Origin of the sequence: Winogradskyella vidalii (assembly GCF_013403955.1) — a bacterium.
Taxonomy (GTDB): Bacteria; Bacteroidota; Bacteroidia; order Flavobacteriales; family Flavobacteriaceae; genus Winogradskyella; species Winogradskyella vidalii.
In genome coordinates this window covers 245753-266463 of record NZ_JABFDG010000005.1, presented here as the reverse complement: position 1 = coordinate 266463, position 20711 = coordinate 245753, and the positions used below count along the sequence as shown (strand labels likewise).

Annotated in this window: 16 protein-coding genes; 2 read left to right on the top strand and 14 right to left on the bottom strand. The window is 33.8% G+C overall.

The genetic code is table 11. The features are described 5' to 3' along the window. Window positions 1-30: 30 nt before the first annotated feature. Window positions 31-2931, bottom strand: coding sequence for a T9SS type A sorting domain-containing protein (locus HM982_RS13165; protein WP_179353710.1), 2901 nt, complete (start codon window positions 2929-2931; stop codon window positions 31-33). Between the two features lie 215 nt (window positions 2932-3146). Further along, window positions 3147-3767, bottom strand: coding sequence for an L-threonylcarbamoyladenylate synthase (locus HM982_RS13160; RefSeq protein ID WP_179353709.1), 621 nt, complete (start codon window positions 3765-3767; stop codon window positions 3147-3149). A 51-nt stretch (window positions 3768-3818) separates the two neighbouring features. Here HM982_RS13160 and HM982_RS13155 point away from each other — a divergent pair, with 51 nt between their 5' ends. Continuing rightward, window positions 3819-4685: an alpha/beta hydrolase gene (locus HM982_RS13155; RefSeq protein ID WP_179353708.1), complete on the top strand. Its 867-nt coding sequence runs from the start codon at window positions 3819-3821 to the stop codon at window positions 4683-4685. A 2-nt stretch (window positions 4686-4687) separates the two neighbouring features. Here HM982_RS13155 and HM982_RS13150 read toward each other — a convergent pair whose 3' ends face one another. Both HM982_RS13150 and HM982_RS13145 read right to left on the bottom strand, forming a co-directional pair. After that, complete coding sequence (locus HM982_RS13150; protein ID WP_179353707.1) at window positions 4688-7024, bottom strand: ATP-dependent helicase; 2337 nt, start codon at window positions 7022-7024, stop codon at window positions 4688-4690. A gap of 170 nt (window positions 7025-7194) precedes the next feature. Further along, entirely contained in the window at window positions 7195-8757 is a 1563-nt protein-coding gene (locus HM982_RS13145; RefSeq protein WP_179353706.1) for a hypothetical protein, read from the bottom strand. Between the two features lie 119 nt (window positions 8758-8876). Between HM982_RS13145 and HM982_RS13140 the strand changes: the two genes are divergently transcribed. Continuing rightward, window positions 8877-9398 (top strand): DUF7935 family protein, encoded by a 522-nt coding sequence (locus HM982_RS13140; RefSeq protein WP_179353705.1) that lies wholly within the window; start codon window positions 8877-8879, stop codon window positions 9396-9398. Window positions 9399-9503: 105 nt separating this feature from the next. Here HM982_RS13140 and bshA read toward each other — a convergent pair whose 3' ends face one another. From bshA to HM982_RS13090, 10 genes are all read right to left on the bottom strand, one after another. Further along, complete coding sequence (bshA, locus tag HM982_RS13135) at window positions 9504-10640, bottom strand: N-acetyl-alpha-D-glucosaminyl L-malate synthase BshA (RefSeq protein WP_179353704.1); 1137 nt, start codon at window positions 10638-10640, stop codon at window positions 9504-9506. A gap of 232 nt (window positions 10641-10872) precedes the next feature. Next, window positions 10873-13830, bottom strand: coding sequence for a glycoside hydrolase family 3 N-terminal domain-containing protein (locus HM982_RS13130; RefSeq protein WP_179353703.1), 2958 nt, complete (start codon window positions 13828-13830; stop codon window positions 10873-10875). 177 nt (window positions 13831-14007) lie between these two features. After that, the gene (serB, locus tag HM982_RS13125) at window positions 14008-15231 is read right to left on the bottom strand and encodes a phosphoserine phosphatase SerB (RefSeq protein WP_179353702.1); all 1224 of its coding nucleotides are present in this window, start codon (window positions 15229-15231) and stop codon (window positions 14008-14010) included. Between the two features lie 76 nt (window positions 15232-15307). Beyond that, a complete protein-coding gene (locus HM982_RS13120) occupies window positions 15308-15793 on the bottom strand; it encodes an ABC transporter ATPase (protein WP_179353701.1) in 486 nt (161 codons plus the stop codon). A gap of 162 nt (window positions 15794-15955) precedes the next feature. Beyond that, window positions 15956-17461: a PH domain-containing protein gene (locus tag HM982_RS13115; RefSeq protein WP_179353700.1), complete on the bottom strand. Its 1506-nt coding sequence runs from the start codon at window positions 17459-17461 to the stop codon at window positions 15956-15958. Continuing rightward, entirely contained in the window at window positions 17448-17969 is a 522-nt protein-coding gene (locus HM982_RS13110) for a PH domain-containing protein (RefSeq protein WP_179353699.1), read from the bottom strand. The genes HM982_RS13115 and HM982_RS13110 overlap by 14 nt, the downstream gene beginning before the upstream one ends. A gap of 132 nt (window positions 17970-18101) precedes the next feature. Then, on the bottom strand, window positions 18102-18314 hold the full coding sequence (locus HM982_RS13105) for a hypothetical protein (protein ID WP_179353698.1): 213 nt from the start codon (window positions 18312-18314) through the stop codon (window positions 18102-18104). Window positions 18315-18326: 12 nt separating this feature from the next. Continuing rightward, window positions 18327-19109, bottom strand: coding sequence for a (Fe-S)-binding protein (locus HM982_RS13100; RefSeq protein WP_179353697.1), 783 nt, complete (start codon window positions 19107-19109; stop codon window positions 18327-18329). Between the two features lie 65 nt (window positions 19110-19174). Continuing rightward, a complete protein-coding gene (locus tag HM982_RS13095; RefSeq protein WP_179353696.1) occupies window positions 19175-19378 on the bottom strand; it encodes a hypothetical protein in 204 nt (67 codons plus the stop codon). After that, entirely contained in the window at window positions 19371-20711 is a 1341-nt protein-coding gene (locus HM982_RS13090) for a (Fe-S)-binding protein (protein WP_179353695.1), read from the bottom strand. Before HM982_RS13090 ends, HM982_RS13095 begins: the two co-directional genes overlap by 8 nt.

Sequence of the window (20711 nt, the reverse complement as noted above, 5' to 3'; positions counted from 1 at the left end):
ATATTTATTTCATGATATGTATTACCGTGACTACTTCAATATTACTTTTTGTGTTTTATTCTGTGTATTATTATTCAATTCTACAACATAAACACCTACACTCAAACCGCTCACATCAATGGTTTGAGAACTACTAGATGTATTTAAATATGTTGAAATTACGGTGCGCCCTTGTAAATCATAAATCTTAGCCATTGTTGTGTCTGTTAACTGACCTGCAACTACAATTGTTTTATCAGCTTCTTTTGTGTAAATAGTTAAAGCATCTAAAGTATTTACATTTGTAGATAATGTACTATTACTTAAACGTAAATAAAAACGGCCTGTACCATTTAAGCTCGTATTTGGTGTGAAGGTATAATCACTAGAATTTAATAATGTTGTAGTGTTAGTAACTGTATCATCTAAATACACTTCTACAGTATTTGGTAATGTAGACTGTGAAATGGTAAATGAAATTTGCTCACCTTGATTAGCATTCACACCAAGTGGAATAGTAACCTCACTTAAATTTGAAATATTTAAAGATTGAAGTGCAAAATTAACGTCTTCATTATCTTCTACTAAATGAGAGTAAATTGCAAATGTAGGAGTTGCTCCAAATACTTTAGCATCATAACCAGGGTCTAAACCTAAGCTAGAATCATCATTAAAGTAGAAACTTGTTCGGTAAGCAGTAGAACCTACAAGGTCTAATTTAAAATTATAACTGATAGATGACGATCTGCCTTCTATATAATCATCAGAACCAACAAGCGTTCTCATATCTGTAGTACTAGACGATCCATTATTAAAAACTACATTATCCGTTGCGTTTTTAGCTGCAACTAAAAACCCTTGACCAGGTGCAATATTTAATGTTTCAGTTGTAGCAGCATTTATAATCGTAAAATTACCGGTTGTAGGTTCACTTCCTGTATAAACGCCACTATTATAACCATAAATGGCTACAGCATCCTCGTCTAAAACGGCTGTGTTAGCCGTTAAAAATTCAGAAGAACTAAGATAACTTGGATAAGGGTTACCCACTAAATTCCATTGATTTCCACCAACAGGACTGCTAATAGGAGCACTCACATTACCTGTAACAACATCGCCAGTAAAAGTTAATTTTTGGTCGCTAGTTGTAGTTGCTGCTCTATACCCTTTTCCTGCTTCTAAAGCTGTGGTCGCATTTACGTCAAAATTTTCATAAGCCGTAACACCAGAAGTGTTATTATAAGGGCCAAAAGCATATACGGATCCATTTGTTGCAAGTTTAGTGGCGTTAGTTGGTGAACCAAAATCAATAAAAGCATCAAATGTAAGTCCCCCTGTAGGTGTTAGGGGTGCTGTTATTAAGTCGTTCCCACCACCTGCGCTTGTACCTACAATATTTACATGACGGTCGTAGTTTATTGTACCTGAAATAGTACCATTTAAAATTAAACTTGAATAACTATTAGATTCAGATGTTAAATTTACAGCGTCGGTAACCGTTAGAGTAGCTCCAGAGTCAATAATTAAACTTGCTCCTGCTTCTACCAATACTGATTTTACATTTGCATCTGCGCTAAGAACTGCGTCAGTGCCTGATTTTATAATCAACCCATAACACGTATCTGTAGCACTTGGCGCAGCTGAGACTGCAGAACCTTTAAAGTAATCCGTACCATCCCAAACAATATCAGAAATGAAACTTAATGTAAAATAATCACCATCAGCAAATGAAACACCTGTTGCTGTTGCTGTATTTCCTGAAACTGTTAAATTATAAGCTGTTGGTGTAGCAAAAGCATCATTATTTGCTACTACGAGTTGTAAACCTTGGCAGCCTTCTGTAGCTGCAGTAATAGCTGTAATATCTAATTCTACTGTTACTGTACCTAAATCACCAACCTTACTTACACGCCATTTTGAAGTTAACTCTTGTGAATTATTGGTTGTATTAAATGCAAAACCATATGCTGGCTCTTTAGTATCTTCTCCCCAAAATAAAAAATCTCCATCTGATAAAGCTGAAGGTGTATGTATACGTACAATGCCGGTTCCTCTTGAATCTGAATGGTTAGTCCCGTCTGATGCTTGACCAATTCCTGCTACATAGTGATCAAAATCTCCATTACCAGTATTATCTTGTACATAAAAATCTTTAGAACCGTCTAAAGCTGCACCATATTTAGCTGATAAATAATTTTCAACAATCGTAGTTTCTGCTAAATTAAGTGACGTTGTATATAAAATAACCTCTGCTATATCTCCAAAAAAACTCGTGGTTGCTTGTCTACCAATACCAAAATCACTAAAACTACTTAAAGTCCCATCATACCCAAGTGTTTTAGAAACGGTTGCATTTACATATTGAGTTATGTCAGTACCATTGTACTCTTGCGTAATAACATAAGGCGTATTACCAACTAATTTTGTTCCTCTTTCAAAAGTATTTACAGTCCCATCGGATTGTATTCCTCTTCCCCACAAATTTCCATCAGTAGCCCACATTCCAATAGTTTTATGTGATATCGCATCTGAAAATGCGGTTCCAGATGGTCCTGCTTGTATAATTCCTCTTGTGTTACTATCAAAAGATGTTGATTGCAGAACAACAAATAAACTTACTTCACCATTGTGCGCTGTACCTGTTGCTAAGATTCTATCATCAGTACCATCAAAATTTAAAGCTGAATAGCCATTTATAGCGTTTAATTTTAGTTTAGGTCTAAGGCCTGAATTAGCTTGCGAAGCATTGTTCCCTTCACCTGAAGCATCATTCCATTGTTGTATAGATGAGTTATTAGTACCTAAAGTGATACCAGCATCCGTATACGTGTTATTGTCGACTTTTAACCATATCTCATTACTAGTTGTTACTCCTCCAGGTCCTGATTGAGAGAAACATAACGTTGAAAATAACAAAGAAAGGGCTGTGTAAATTTTTGCTTTTGTTTTCAAAATTTTAAATTATATAAATTAATTAATCGGTAAAACTACAAAAAAACACTATAAATGGTAAAAAAAATACGCTTAAATGCAATTTCTATGTAAGAAAAATTAAATTACACGATTTAGCCATACTTCTATACTCTAAACAAGACGAGTATATCCCACTAAGGGCTGGTTTAATTTCATACCATAAGAAAGCCGAAACGATAATAGCTTAAAATGGTCTAAAAAATTTCCAAACCACCTTTACCTTTTCTTATGACTTCTGGTGGTTCTACAGATAAGTCAATAATTGTCGAAGCTTCATTATCGCCATAACCACCATCGATTACCAAATCGACTAAATTATCCCATTTTTCTAAGATTAATTCGGGATCTGTAGTGTATTCTAGTACATCATCTTCATCTCTTATAGACGTAGAAACAATAGGATTTCCTAAAGCTTCTACAATAGCTAATGAAATCGAGTTATCAGGCACTCTTATCCCAACCGTTTTTCGTTTTTTAAACGGATTAGGTAAGCTTTTAGATCCTGGTAAGATAAACGTATAAGGACCTGGCAAAGCACGTTTTAATATTTTAAACGTTGTGGTATCTATCTGTTTAACGTAATCACTCAGGTTACTTAAATCTTTACAAACAAAAGAAAAATTAGACTTTTCGAGCTTCACCCCTTTTATAAGTGCAATGCGTTCTAAAGCCTTCATGTTAGTAATATCACAGCCCAGTCCATAAACCGTATCAGTGGGATAAATTACCAAACCGCCGCTTTTTAAGACCTTAACGACTTTCTGAATTTCTTTTGGATTTGGGTTTTCAGGATATATTTTAATAAATTCAGCCATAATAACTACCTTTCATGTACGTTTATACAAAGTAACTATATTTTTTAATATATGAAACATCTAAAATTAGTATTCATCACATTATTTTCAACTTTAGTATTTGTATCGTGTAGTTCAGACGATACAGATAGTACTCCTACAGTTACGTTGAATCCATTAGAGGCATATGAAGAACTAAATATTCCTTACGGTGAAGCTACTGATCAAGTTTTCGACTTGTATTTACCTCCTAACAGAACTGATGAAACAAAGACCATTATTTTAGTTCATGGTGGTGGATGGACTTCTGGAGACAAAGTAGATATGAATGAATTTAAAACATTTATTATTGAACAAATGAGCGATTATGCTGTAGTCAATATCAATTACCGATTGGCAGATGAAACGCATTTACCCTATCCGATGCAAATTGAAGATATTTCTAGTGTTGTTGATTTTTTAAATACCAATAAAGATTACTATACCATTTCTGACAACATAGGTTTTTTAGGTGCCAGTGCAGGAGCCCATTTAGCCTTATTATGGAGTTATGCATTTGACAATAACAACCAAGTAGATATGGTCTGTAGCTTTGTTGGACCTACAAACTTTACTGATCCAGCCTATATAGAAAGCACCAACCCACTACTCCAATTACTCATTAGCACACTAGGAATAGACATTAATGACGACGCTTTTTTAGAGGAAATAAGTCCTTATCATAATGCGACTACAGCCGCTCCACCAACCATTTTATTTTACGGTGGACAAGACCCATTAGTGCCAACCTCTCAAGGAACAGCAATGCGCGACAAATTAGAAGAATTAAACGTAACACATGAGTTTACATTATATCCTGAAGAAGGCCACGGTTGGGAAGGCCTTAATTTAATAGATTCTACTCTAAAATTAAAAACCTTTATTGAAAACCACCTTTAGACTTATTTTGTTCTTAAAACTTCAAGCTTAGCAAAACGCAATAATAACTTTTTAGTATCGCCATTCTGAAATTTGATTTCAGCTTTTGCATCACCACCTGCACCTTCTAGCTTAAGTACTTCACCTCTACCAAAACGTTGGTGATTTACTGTTTTACCAACAGCTAGTTTAGAATCAATTAATTCTGAACCACTATGTTCTACTTTTTTTACTTTCTTTAATTTTTTAGGTGTACTAATTTGAAATTTCTCAGGTTTCATTTTGGCTTCTTTTTTCTGAATTTTAGCCGTTTTAGGTTTCGCAAAACGGACTCTATTAGGTTCTACATCTCCAAAAATTGAAGCGTCTAACATGGGGTTAAAACGTTCTTTTAAAGGCGTTGTGATATTCACAAACTCATCGTCAATTTCTTCAATAAATCGACTTGGTTCGGCATCTATTAATTTACCCCATCGATATCGCGACAAAGTATAAGTTAAATACGCTTGTTTTTCTGCTCTAGTTAAAGCCACATAAAATAAGCGTCGTTCTTCTTCGAGTTCACTTCGCGTATTCATACTCATGGCACTAGGAAACAAATCTTCTTCCATCCCAACAATAAATACATGTCCAAACTCTAAACCTTTAGCTAAGTGAATAGTCATTAATGCCACATGGTCTGGGTCACCTTTGTCGGCATCTAAATCGGTTGCTAAAGCCACATCTTCTAAAAATTCGGCTAAAGAATCACCAGCATCAGCCAATTCCATTTGTCCTTCAACAAAATCTTTAATACCATTGAGTAATTCTTGAACGTTATCTAGCTTTGTAACACCTTCTGGGGTTCCATCTTTGCCTAACTCTCTAATTAATCCACTGGTTTTAGTGACATGCTCTGATAAATCGAAGGCATTAGCCGTTTGGTTCATTACTTTGTAACTTTCAATTAAGGTTACAAAATCGCGCAGCTTATTTTTTGTTCCATTATTAATATTAATAGAAATTGTATCGATATCTTTTATAATATCATAAATCGTTTTTCCTGAAGCATTTGCCGCTACAATTAAACGGTCAATCGTTGTTTGACCAATACCTCGTGCAGGATAATTAATGACACGTTTTAAGGCTTCCTCGTCTGCAGAATTTAAAATAAGACGCAAATAAGCCGTGACATCTTTTATTTCTTTACGTTGGTAAAATGATAAACCGCCATAAATTCTATAAGAAATATTACGTTTTCTCAAGGCATCTTCAATTGCTCTAGATTGGGCGTTGGTACGATATAAAACTGCAAAATCACTATTTTGAAGTTGCTCGTTCATTTTAGTTTCCCAAATAGTACTTGCTACATAACGCCCTTCATCACCATCGGTCATTGCTCTATGTACAATCACTTTTTCGCCAACATCATTAGCTGTCCAAACAATTTTATCGAGTTTTGTTTTATTATGCTCTATAACTGAATTTGCGGCTCCTACAATATTTTTTGTGGAACGGTAATTCTGTTCAAGTCGGTACATCTTTACATTATCGTAATCTTTCTGAAAATTTAAGATGTTATTAATATTTGCTCCACGGAAAGCATAGATACTTTGCGCATCATCACCTACCACACAAATATTCTGAAAACGATCGGCTAATGCACGAACAATTAAATATTGTGAATGGTTGGTATCTTGGTACTCATCAACTAAAATATAACGGAATTTATCCTGGTATTGCGCTAACACATTAGGAAAACGCGTTAACAGTTCATTAGTTCTTAATAGTAAATCATCAAAATCCATGCAACCCGCTTTAAAACAACGGTCTACATATTCTTTATAAATCTCACCCATTTTTGGTCGCCTTGCCATGGCATCGGCTTCCATAAGTTCTGGATTTTTAAAATAGGCTTTTACAGTAACGAGACTGTTTTTATAAGACGAAATCCGACTATAAACCTGTTTTGTTTTATAGATATCTTTATCGAGTCCCATTTCTTTAATAATGGCACCCATTAATTTTTGTGAATCTTGTGTATCGTAAATCGTAAAATTACTTGGAAAGCCTAAATGATGCCCTTCAAAACGTAGAATTTTAGCAAATACTGAGTGAAAGGTTCCCATCCAAAGGTTCTTAGCTTCACCATCGCCAACAATTTCAGCAATTCTGCCTTTCATTTCTTTGGCGGCCTTGTTGGTAAAGGTCAATGCCAAAATATTAAAGGAATCAACCCCTTTACTCATTAGGTTTGCGATACGGTAGGTGAGCACACGTGTTTTACCAGAACCTGCTCCAGCAATGATAATCATTGGTCCTTCGACCTGAATTGTAGGTTCTAATTGTGCGTCGTTAAGTTGACTGAGATACTTTTCCAAGCTAATTTTTTTTGAAGCTGTGAAGTTACGGATACTGTTATAGTTTTCCGAATTGAAATGAAAATTTTTATAAACAACCTTTCTTTTTGGTGTGATTTGTGATATGTAGTTTGTAATTAAAACATAAAAATTCACACTTTTATACTTTACACAAAACAACCGCTTCGCCTCTACTTATCTCCATCACCAGTCATAACCGATAATAAACCGTCTTTTATGTGTAACCACACAAAATTAAACACCGATTTGGTGACATCGCGTTCTACATTTTCAGCTTCACCATAGCGGTAATTTTTTTTATCTTCTTCACTGTCTTTTGAAACGAACAGATTAGCTAAACCCGACAAAAATTTATTTTTTTCTTCCCCATTTTTTTTCAAGATAGAAATTTCAAAATCATCATATTTCATTTTAAGGTCAATACGTCCAGATATTGGGGTAGCACTAATATTAAAATACGTTTGTTTTAACTCGCCATTAAGATCAACGTTAAGATTAGGCTGGGTAAATTGATTCATTTGCTGTGCTTTTAACGTGCCTAAATCGGCTTTAAACACAAATTGATCGGTAGTATCAGCAACCTTAAAACTCCAATCGACTTCTAATGCTGAATTCTCCATAAAGGTCGTTTTTACATTAATCGCCATTTTTTCATCTCCATAATTATTTCCAAAATTGCTAATCGTGGCATTCATAGCCGTAAACGCTATGCGACCTGCTGGTTTGTCTGCATTTACTTTTTCTAAATATGCTATTTGTCCTTCAAAAATTTCAACGGAATTTAATCCAAGTTCAAATCCTAAATTCCTAAGCATGGTGCCGTATAATAATTTGTAAGAGGTATCATCTGCAACTAGTTTATCTCTATAAATTTCTGCATCAGGTGAATTCAATAGCACATTTTTAGACTTAAAATAAAACTGTTCAGCTTTATTGAATCCAAAATCCATATCTGAAAGTCGCAATTCTTTTATTTTAAGATTAAAATGATCACGTTCCTTTTTAAGCCTCGCAGAATATTCTGGCCTAGAATATTTTGTTTGTAGTTTGAAATCTTTAAATGTAGCTTGATGCTTAGTCACCTCCATAGAATCTACCACGAGATCATCATATTCATTTGTTGCCCATTTTAAATTTTCGGCATATAGGGCAAAATCGTTATACCCAATTTTTTTATTTAATGCTTTAGCTTTGGGGTCGATTTGAAACTCTTCAACTTCAAAATTAAACTTAGGGACACTTAAAATTAAGGAATCGGTATCATAGTTTGTGATTAAAATATCTGCTTGATTAATCGTGATTTTTTCAGCATAAACTATTTGTTTTATTTTATCTAAAAAACTACTTTGGTAATCGTCGTTCTTCACCACGGAATTATGCTTGTATTTTGCCACTAACTCATTAACAACAAGGGCTTCAATGGCTATTTTATCATTAAAAATAAAATCCCAATACCCAACATCATTAATTTCTATTGCCTTGAGTTTGGCGTCTAATATGATTTTGTTGGTCGTTTCGCCTGTTACAGTAATAGTAGGAGACAATAGTTTTATATTACCTCGCCATACAGCGGCATCGACTTCGGCGTAATCTATTTTAACCGATTCTGGTAAGTCATCGATTGTTGTTTTTATTTTTTGTTCTATAAAATAATTTGCTACAAAAGTTAGTATTGCTATAAATACTATTATAACCACTATAATTATTCCAATTTTTTTATGTCTTTGCTTCATCGTTTTGTTTTCAAAATCTTTAAAATAAGCTAACTTTACAACTTCGTTTGAAATTACCTAAACGGTTGTAAACGTCTTAACGAATAACATATTAATCTTAACCCAAAAAATTACGCTTAATGGATATTGATCAAATTCTAGAACTCCTTTCTAACATTGCTCCTGCACTTCTTGTTGGGGCTATTGCTTTCTATTTCTTTAAACAGCATATTGAAAATGAAAATAATAGAAGACGATTTTTACTACAGAAAGATTTACAAAAAGAAAGCTTTCCGTTACGTTTACAAGCTTATGAACGCATGACGTTATTTTTAGAGCGGATTTCACCATCAAAATTACTGACAAGAGTTAACCCAACATCATCTCAAAAAGACGATTACGAAGCTTTACTCATAGCCACTATTGAGCAGGAATTTGAGCATAACTTATCGCAGCAGATTTATGTTAGCGACCAGTGTTGGTCTATTACTCAAGCTGCAAAAAATGCAACCATTCAGCTGATAAGAAAAGCAACACAGCAAGAACAAACAGATACAGCTAATAAGCTTAGAGAAGTGGTATTAACTGAACTCATGGATAAGCCTGCGCCTAGTAATGCTGCACTTGCGTTTATTAAACAAGAAGTTAGTGAAATGTGGTAAATGGAAGTTAGAAGTTAGAAGTTAGAAGTTAGAAGTTAGAAAATAATTCGCAGATACCAAAAACGAAAAATTTAAAAGTTTATTTACTAACAACTAAAACTTCGCCTAATGCACCATAAATTTCTTTAGAGTTTCTTCGTAAATATTTTCATACATAGGCACGATAGTGTGTAGGTCAAATTTTTGAGATTGCGCTTTTGCATTGGCTTTAAACTTATCTAAAGTTGTTTTATCAGATAGGATTTTTACGGCATTTGCAGACATATCTTTAATTGCATTAACGTCACTTAAATAACCCGAATAACCATCCTCGTTAACTTCTGGTAGTCCACCTGTGTTCGTAGATATTACAGGCACGCCACTTGCCATAGCTTCAAGCGCTGCTAGACCAAAACTTTCGGTTTGCGATGGTAATAAGAATAAATCACTAAAACATAATATACGATCTATTTCATTACTATTACCTAGAAAAACAACACGTTCTGCGATACCTAAATCTTCAGCTAATCTTTCCGCCGCTTCTTTTTCTGGACCTTCGCCAACCATCATTAATTTTGCTGGTAGTTCTTTTTGAATGTTATAAAATACCTTAACAACATCTGGAATACGCTTTACATCTCTAAAATTACTAATATGTGTTATGATACGTTCATCTTCATTAGCCATCATACCACGTTGGCAATCTGTAAAATCATGTGAATGTTTTTCTAAATCAATAAAATTAGGCACTACATGGATGTTCTTCTTAATATTAAACAAACGCAAAGTATCCTGTTTTAAACTGTCGGAAACTGAGGTCACGGCATCCGATTTATTAATACTAAAGGTTACGGCTGGTTTATAAAACGGGTGACTTCCAACTAAAGTAATATCTGTACCGTGCAAGGTAGTAACTATAGGGACACGAATGCCTTCTTCTTTAAGCATTTGCTGAGCCATATAAGCTGCATAAGCATGAGGAATAGCGTAATGCACATGCAACAATTCAATATCGTGCAACTTAACCATATCTACAAGTTTACTCGATAAGGCTAACTCGTAAGGCTGGTAAAGAAACAAAGGATATTCTGGAACATGAACTTCGTGAAAGTGTACATTTTTACTCAACAATTCTAATCGTACAGGTTGGCTATAGGTTATAAAATGAATTTCGTGTCCACGTTTTGATAGCTCTAAGCCTAATTCCGTAGCCACTACGCCACTCCCACCAAATGTTGGGTAACAAACTATTCCTATTTTCATGTATTTATAAGTTATAAGTATCTAATATTTAAAAGTGCTTTAAGATAATTGCTCGATTATAGTCGTAATTTCCAAGAAGTCCTTTCTAATTAATTATTATAAGTTTTTTTTAAGTTATAACTGTCTAGATTTTTAAGTACTTAGAGTTAACTAATTTTCTAAATTTCATGTTTAAACTAAAGTCTTTACATGATTATTCTATCACTTGTTTTTTATTAAACTACTTTCAACTTTAGTCAATTATCGCTTCATAGATTAAACGTTGAATTTCAGTTCTAATATTTTCTCTTAACAGTAAATTTTTCCCTGCCTCTGGGTACGTTCTATTTGCTAAAAAGACGTAAACGATTTCTTCATCAGGATCTGCCCAAGCGTAAGTCCCCGTAAATCCAGAATGCCCAAAACTTTTCATAGATAAACAACCACAAGTTGGTCCTTCTTCTCCTAATTGTGGTTTATCAAACCCCACACCTCGCCTATTATTGTTGCCACAATAGTAACAGTAATTAAATTTATCTACCGTTTCATTACTTAGGTAACGCTTGCCTCCGTAAAAACCTTTCTGTAAGTACATTTGCATTATTTTAGCGACATCGTTAGCATTACTAAAAATACCAGCGTGTCCTCCTACACCGTCTTGCATTGCGGCCCCCATATCGTGCACATATCCATGCACTTTTTGAAAACGGTAATAATTATCTATTTCTGTTGGTACAATATCTTTTAAGCTGAATTTTTTACGAGGATTATACGTTGTATAATTTGTACCTAAAGGCTTATAAAAACGGTCTTCGGCAATTTCGCTTAATGGTTTATCGTAAAACCCTTCTAAATAATCTTTAAGAATATAATATGGTAAATCACTATAACGGTAACGTAAACTTGAAAGCAAATCGGTATCCCTAATCACTTTCTGGATAGAATCTTTATAATCATCGCGCATAAAAAGTGTATTTGTAACTTCAACGGTAAACCCTTCTGTGCGTGTTTTTCTATAATATTTAGGATCCGGCTTATTGGTCACCGTATCTAAAGTCGCATAGTAAAAAGGTACCCAAGGTTTTAGTCGAGCATAATGCGATAACATTCTTTTTAAAGTAACATTCTTTTTATTAGAATTTTTATATTCTGGAATTAAATCCCCCAAATTATCATTGAGTGAAATTGAACCTTTTTCTTCGAGTTCCATTAAAATAGGAAGTGTCGCTAATATTTTTGTTAAAGAAGCAACATCATAAACATCATCAAAATCAACTTTATTTTTCTTCTCATAAGTGTGATAACCAAAATTTTTGTTGTAAATAACCTTTCCTCTTCGGGCTACCAACAATTGAATTCCAGGTGTCATTTTACCGTGTATAGCATAATTAGCAAGAGAATCAATTCGACTTAATAATTGAGAATCCATACCCACACGTTCTGGTAAGCCATAACTTAAACTTAGTAATGGGTTGTATTCTTCTCCTGTACCTACTGGGAAAAATTCCCCTGCACTGACAGGTAATTTTCCTTTTGCTGGGATGGCTCCAAAAATAAGCTGTGCTGATTTTTCTTGTGCAATTTTACTGTTTTGATAACTCATTACCACGCCTTCAATATTATCTACCGACAATAAATCATTAAGTGCATAAGGTCTGGCAAATACATCTAAAATAACCGTATTGGTTCTAGCAATTTCGTACAACCAAGCCATTTCTCTTTGTGAAAAACTATAGCTCTTCCAAGGATTGGCGTTAGACTTATGGAAGCCCACAACCACCGTATTATAATTTTGAAGTTTCTCTATTAAACCATCGAGCTTATCGGCTTTAATTTCGTGGACTTCTGTATATTTTCTTAATTCATCTAAAAATACAGATCCATTATCTTCACCAAGGGCTACATAAGCAATTTTCTTAGTTTCTAAATCTCGAAGTGGCAACAGTGTATTATCATTCTTAACCACTGTAATTGCATTCTCCATAAGTTCTTCATACAGTAAATCATCTTCTAATCGGTTTAAATCCTTTTGTAAATTGTAGATGCCAATTGGTGAATAATTATGGAGTCCGACTTTATATTTAGCCATCAAAATTTTCTTTACCGAATGTGCCAAACGTGATTCGGTTATAGTCCCATTGTTATAAGCTTCAACAAATTTAGCTATACCTTTTTCTGGGTCTTCAGACATAAGCATGACGTCATTACCAGCTAAAAAGGCCATTAAATCAATTTCGCCACCTTTAATTACACTTTTTGCCTGTGAACCATCAACTCCTTTAGACACATAATCTGCAGCGCCTTTCATGGTTAGAGCATCTGTAAAAATTAAGCCATTAAAACCCAGTTGTTCTTTTAAAATATCGGTAACAATATGTTTAGATAAGGACGAAGGAAAATCGCGACGTGTCTCTAAACTCGGCACGTTTAAATGGGCTACCATAACACTTGCTAAACCTTCTTTTATCAGTTTTTTATAAGGGTATAATTCAATTGAATCGATACGTTTTGCACTAAAATTAATCGTTGGTAATTTTAAATGTGAATCTTCTTCGGTATCACCATGACCAGGAAAATGTTTCGCATTCGCTAATGTTCCTGCGCTTTGCATCCCTTTCATAAATGCCAAACCTTTATCAGTCACATTATCTCTATCTTCTCCAAAAGAACGGTTACCAATAATTGGATTTTTAGGATTGGTGTTAATGTCTACGGCCGGTGCAAAATTAAAATGCACACCAAGACGTTTAGAATGTTCTCCAATTTGACGTCCGGTTTGTTCGACTAACTTGTTATCAGTAATCGCACCAAGCGTCATATTCCATGGAAAGGCATAAGTAGAATCTAAGCGCATGCTTAAGCCCCATTCAGCATCCATTCCTATTAACAATGGCACTTTAGAAGCCGCCTGCAATTCGTTATTCAATTTTGCTTGTCTAACAGGGCCACCATTAGAATAAATTAAACCACCAATATGCTGACCTGTAATAAGTTTAGCAATTTTTGTTTCATGTGCTTTTCCTTTATTAGAAAACACCTGAACCATAAATAATTGCCCAATTTTTTCTTCTAAAGACATAGCGTTATATAGTCCGTCTACCCACTGTTGTTGTTGGATGGAATCTTGCGTTTGAAGCGGCTTTTCAGCATAATTTTGTGAAAAACTAAACTGAAAGTAGCAAGAAATAAAAATAAAGGTAAGGTAACGCATTAGTAATCTTTTTTCGTTTGTTAGTTGATAACGAATAATGTGCCAAATTAGCATATTTAAGAGGAAGTAAAAAGACTTTAAGATAGATTTTAGATAAAGGAAAATTACTTTAGGCTAAACCACTTAAGCTTTGATTGAATTATATTAGGCTGAGTTTTATTGAAAAAATTATCAATATTATTGCACTAAATCAATTTGTCGGTCGTGATAACCTAACAAATACAAAACACCATCTAAACCAATACTAGAAATAGAGCTTTGTGCGCTGTCTTTTACTTTAGGTTTGGCGTGAAACGCAATCCCTAATCCGGCAAGATTTAACATTTGCAAATCATTTGCACCATCACCAACAGCAATGGTTTGGCTAATATCGATGTGCATATTATCGGCTAGCTGTTGTAAATATTCTGCTTTTTTAGCGCCATCTACAATATCTCCAAGATAACCACCTGTTAAGACCCCATCTTTAATTTCTAATTGATTAGCGTAGACATAATCAATATCTAATTTTTCTTGTAAATAGCGACCAAAATAAGTAAAGCCACCAGACAAAATAGCGGTTTTAAATCCGTAATAATGTAAGGTATCAATTAATCGTTTAGCACCTTTGGTGATTGGTAGTCGCTCTGCAACTTCTTGTAAAACGGTTTCATTTAAGCCTTTTAAAAGTTTCATACGTCTTTTAAAACTTTCGTTAAAATCAATTTCGCCTTGCATGGCAGATTCTGTAATGGCTTTTACTTCAGCGCCCACACCTGCTAATTCAGCTAATTCATCTATAACTTCGGTTTGAATTAAAGTAGAATCCATATCAAAACAAACCAAACGCCTGTTACGTCTAAAGATATTATCTTCTTGAAATGCAATATCAGCATCTAATTCTCTTGAAATTTCCATGAACTTCTGAGTAAAGTCCGTTTTATCTCCTATTTGACCTCTTATAGACAGTTGAATAGACGCTCTTGGATATTCTTCTTTTTTAACCAAAGAAACACGACCGGTCAATCGTTTTATTGAATCGATATTTAGGTTTTTCTCTGAAATTATTTTAGTGACTTCAGAAATTTGTTCTGCGGCCAATTTTTCTCCTAAAATTGTTATGATGTAACGGTCTTTACCTTGGAGGCTCACCCATTTCTCATAGTTTTCTAAAGATATCGGCTTAAACTTAGCTTTTATACCTAGTTCATAAGCCTTAAACAACAAATCTTTAAGTACTGCAGATGATTTTTTACCCGACTTAATTTCGAACATGATTCCTAAGGACAAAGTATCATGAATATTTGCTTGTCCTATATCTAAAACTTTAGCACCATATTCTGCTAAAACACCTGTTAAACTTGAGGTTAATCCAGGTCTATCTTGTCCTGAAATTTTTAATAAAAAAATATCTGTTGCCAATTGAAAAGGTTTGTCGTTAATAATTTAGATTGTTTGTTACTGTAAAAGTCTCAATTCTAATTGAAACATGAAAGTTTTATTTTATAAATCGGTTATGCCAACTTTCACTTGCAGGGACTTCCCAATTTTCATTAAATTCTGCAATATTTGTAACAAGATTATTAAAAACAATCGTGTTTTTAGACACCGCTTTTTGTTGTGCCATTTTTTTGAAATCTAGTAAGGGTTTATAAGCAATGAATTCGCCTTGTTTATAAGACACATTCATTTTATCCATTAAATCCACATTGTATTGTTGTTCTAATTGTTGAATAAAATTTACAGAAGCATCAATTGAACAACCTGTTGCGCTATTTAAACTTTGGTCCATTGCAATTACTATAAAACGTTTATAAACCAACTTATAACCCGCTTTTAAATCTTTTCCGTGAGCTGTCCATGCTTCTATAAATGTATCTAATTGTGTTTTAAGCTGCGCTAATTCTTCATCTGAAAATGAACGATTAGCTTGGTAAATCCAAACTCTAGATTCTTCTGGTAAGGTATTAAAATCGACTAGCATATGTATTATTTTTATTTCATTCGTATTTAATATAAAGACAAAAGACTGCTTCGCGTTTTAAATTTAGAAAAAAGACTAAATTCTAACCATCTGACAAAAAGATGTCATTCTAAGAAGCTTTGTTTTATGATTAAATCAAAAATTCAAAACAAAAGTACAATATTACATCCAATCCTTATCTTGAGATTCGACCTTAAATAACAAGTAATTATAAATCTTTAAGGCCTCCTCGTCATTAATATAGGGAATGGTGACTGATTTAGAAGCTGTTGAAATAACTACAGATGAAATGTTCATTCGCTTTTGAAAAATGGTATGTTTTAATCTTACCGCCTGTATTTTATGAATTTCGAGAATATTAGTCGTGGTATCAATTACGCCACTACCAATCGTTACAAAGTTTTCTGAAATTTTATAATAGGCCTTCTTATAAGCATAATAAACATATAGAACGGCAAATGGAATAAAAATGACATTAATCCATAACATAACTAGCCCAAAAAAACCTACCGACAAACCATTAATTATAAGCCCAAATAACAACATTTCAAAAATAGAAATTCGCATAAAGTACGGTCTGGGTTTTCCTTGTTCACTGTCTTCATTATAATACGTTAATAATTTATCAATCAAATAATTAAGCTGTTCTTTTTCTAAAGCAACAATTTTAAAATTCTTTTGCTGCTTTGCATTTACCATCGCTTGTTTTACCGATAAACTATGTAAATTGAAATAGCGTTTTACACGATTGGTTTTTATTACCAAATTCTGAATGCGGCTTGGTGTTAAACTCAAGGACACTTTATTAAACAATCCTTTATTGATTTCTACTGTTTTTTGATGCTCTACAACTTCGAGATTAAAGTTGATGATAAACGTTTTAACGACTGAAAACAGAAATGAAACTATTACCACCCCAATTACAATGATAACATTGGTGATGATTAGGTTTAGAATCGTAGTTTCATCTAAATTTTCATAGCCTTCTAGATGCTGTTCTAATTCTAATTCCTCTATAAATTCTTTAGATTCACTATATAATCCAAAAGCAAAGGTGACGATTAACAGAAAACTTTTAAAATGATTTTGGGATACCCCTTCTAAAAACAGGCGTTTTGGTGTTACTCTAAAAAACACATTAGGTTGTTCTAGGGCTTCGTTTTCTGTTATGATTTCATCCGTTTCAACAGTATCTTTCGTAAACAGTTTCTTTTTTAGCAATAACGCTGTGGGTTTATCTAAAGCACTGATTTCAATTTCAGATTTCTTATCCCCTGCCGTTTCAATTTTTACAGAAACCACATTTATAATTTGCTGCAAAAAGTTTTGCTTGAGATAAACATTCTGAATTTTAGACTTTGGAATTATAGTATTGTCTTTATTTATGATGCCAGTTGCTAAATGAAAATCGTCTTTACTAAGATGAAATTTAAAATTGAGATATTTTAAAATGGCAATAATCAAAATTATAACTAAGACGCCTATCAATCCTAATAAAAGCATCATTGGTGTAACACCGGCTAAAGATTTTTGTCTTAAAATTGAAACACCAAAGGCAATTAAAAGCACAAAAAACTTTTTAAAAAATTTAAGGGCATTAAATGCAAAAATAATAATGATGCCTTTAGACGATTGTCTTATGGGGTGTGAGAAATCAGTGCGTGCCATTAACCTTGCTGCTAATAATTTCTTTAATTTCCTTGGCTTCAAGATAAGGAAGACCTTTAATGCTTAGGTCGCTACCAGCTTCACCTGCAGTATAAATATTGAGCGTGGCTAAGTCTAAATAACGCGCTAACCAACTTCTAGATTCTTCAACATGTTGAATTCTAGACATCGGAACAGTAATTATTGAATGTATAATTAAGCCTTTAGAATAAATAACATCATGCTCTCGTACGGCATATTTTCGTTTTTTGAAAGCTAAATAACCGATAACAAAATTTAAAATACAGAATACTGAGACAGCGGAGAGTATATACCATAAGTTGAATTGAACTGCTTCATTCTTTTCCATAAAATATCGACCTCCAAACACTAATACAATTAATCCGGCATATAAGGCCAGTTTATTGAGGGCAATAATTTTAAAATAAGATTTTGCAATGGGCTTTAAATTAACTGCTTCCACTTTAGGAAGGCTTTCGATTTCTATTTGAAGATTGGTGAAGTTCATTTAGTTATGACAAATTGTTATAAGAAGCTATAATACAAATTTTAATACTTATAACGCATCGTTTTGATGCTTTATAAAAGGTAATAACTTATACCAAAATTGTAAATTGATTGCAGCAATTATTTACTGAGTTTAGGTTTTCTTCTTCGTGATTTTATGTCTAAAAACAAAACTCATCACTAAGCCAAAAATTGAACCACCAATTAGAGCTTCTAAAATCGCAAAAGAATTGTTCTCAAAATAATTAAGGACAGCTATTGTTAATGCAAAAAATAAGCCACTAACAAAGCCCGATAAAATTCGTTTTTTTAAAGGTAATTTATCAATTTGAGTTTCATTTGACATGGCTTCGATTTATTAGGCATCAGCAATTAATTCCGCAATATCTAAAACCTTGATTTCGGCTTCTTTCTCTTTAAATTTTACGCCATCGGTCATCATGGTATTACAGTACGGACAACCAGTAGCAATAATTTCGGGCTGGGTTTCTAAAGCGTCTTCAGTTCTTAATTCATTAACTTCTTTATCCCCTGGTTCAGCATCTTTAAACATCTGTGCACCTCCAGCACCACAACACAAACCTGTTCTCTTGTGGCGTTTCATTTCAACTAAAGTCGCATTGGTTTTTTTAAGCACATCACGCGGTGCATCGTACACGCCATTACCTCTTCCTAAATAACATGGGTCGTGAAATGTAATACGTTTGCCTTTATACGTATTACCTTCTAAAGTTAAACGCCCCGAACTGATAAGTTCTTTTATGAATTGGGTATGGTGAATAACGTCATAATTCCCCCCTAGACTAGGATATTCATTTTTTAAACAATTAAAAGAATGCGGGTCGCATGTTACAATGCGTTTTATTTCGTAAGCGTTGAGTACTTCGATATTCATCACGGCTTGCATTTGAAATAAAAATTCATTTCCGGCACGTTTTGCAACATCTCCTGTATTACTTTCCTCAGTTCCTAAAACAGCAAAATTGACATTTGCTTTGTTTAGAATTTTAACAAAAGCTCTCGTAATTTTCTTTGCTCTATCATCATAACTTCCAGCAGAACCCACCCAAAATAAAATTTCTGGTTGTTTGCCTTCTGCCATCATTTCTGCCATGGTTGGCACTATTAATTCTTCACTCATAATTTTTCTGTCTTAAAATTAAAACCCTTCAATACAATGAGAGGATTCAATAAAATTAAAAGCAATTAGCTATGCTTAAAAAATGTACTCCACTTATAACTCACTAACATTCCAAAAGAAAATGCTAAACTAAATCCAAATAAAAAACTCACTAATCCTCCTGAATTAAATGTATCCATCAAATAATAAAGACTCAGCGCTAAAAAAGCGCCTAAAACCCCTAATATTAATCTCATTTTAGGATTTAAACGTTTTAGTAAATTACTCATCTTTCCAATTTAAACGATCCATTTGGTTATAAGGCCAAGGTGCACCATTATTTTCTATGTTAGTCATCATGGTATTTAGCTCCATTGGTGCTGCACTTTGCTCCATAACTAAATAACGGCGCATTTCCATAATGATTGATAATGGGTCTATACTCACTGGACAGGCTTCTACACAAGCATTACATGTGGTACATGCCCATAGTTCTTCGTTAGTAATATAATCGCCTAAAAGTTGTTTACCATCATCCTTGAATTCCCCTTTATTGGCATCGATATTTTTCCCGACTTCCTCTAATCGATCTCGTGTATCCATCATAATCTTACGAGGCGATAATTTTTTTCCGGTAAGATTGGCAGGACACTCACTTGTACAACGTCCACATTCGGTACAGGTGTAAGCATTAAGCAATTGTGTTTGGCTCAAGTCCATTACATCACTCGCGCCAAACTTAGCCGGAACGTCATCTTCTGCGCCTTCTGGTGGTGCTGCAAACGGATCAGCATCTGGATCCATCATAAGCTTCACTTCTGCGGTAACCGCATCAAGATTATTGAATTTTCCTTTGGGCACCACTTTACCTAAATATACATTTGGGAAGGCTAATAAAATATGTAAATGCTTAGAGAAATATAAGTAGTTTAAAAACGCTAAGATACCAACAATGTGCAACCACCAAGCTGTTCGTTCTATGATTACTATAGTATTTTCAGAAAGGCCATTAAACCAAGGCGCCATGTATTGTGAAATAACATTTCCTGCACCCAAATCTTGAAAGGTTGTTCCTGTAGCTTCAATGATATGAACAGAATCTGTTGCATTCATCACTAAGAACAGAACCATTAATACGACTTCAAAATAAAGAATAATATTACCATCGCTTTTAGGCCAGCCTTTCATTTCATTAGCCATGAAACGTCTTAATTTAATGACATTTCTACGTATCCAAAACACAATTACGGACACTAAAACAAAAAGAGCTAATACTTCAAAAGAACCGATTAAAAAACCATAAACAGATTCTGGTAAAATTGAGAGACCGACACGATGTGTTCCGAATATACCATCTATAATAATTTCTAAAACTTCAATGTTAATAATGATAAAACCTACATAAACAATAACATGTAGAAAACCAGAAACGGGTCGTCTTACCATTTTACTTTGCCCTAATGCGATACGCATCACATTTTGCCAACGCTCAGACTTGTGGTCACTAGCATCAACTTTGTGACCTAACTTAATATTACGTATTAACTTTTGAACATTTTTTGCAAAATAACCAATACCTGCGATTAAAATTATAGCAAAAATGATATTTGGTAAATAATCCAT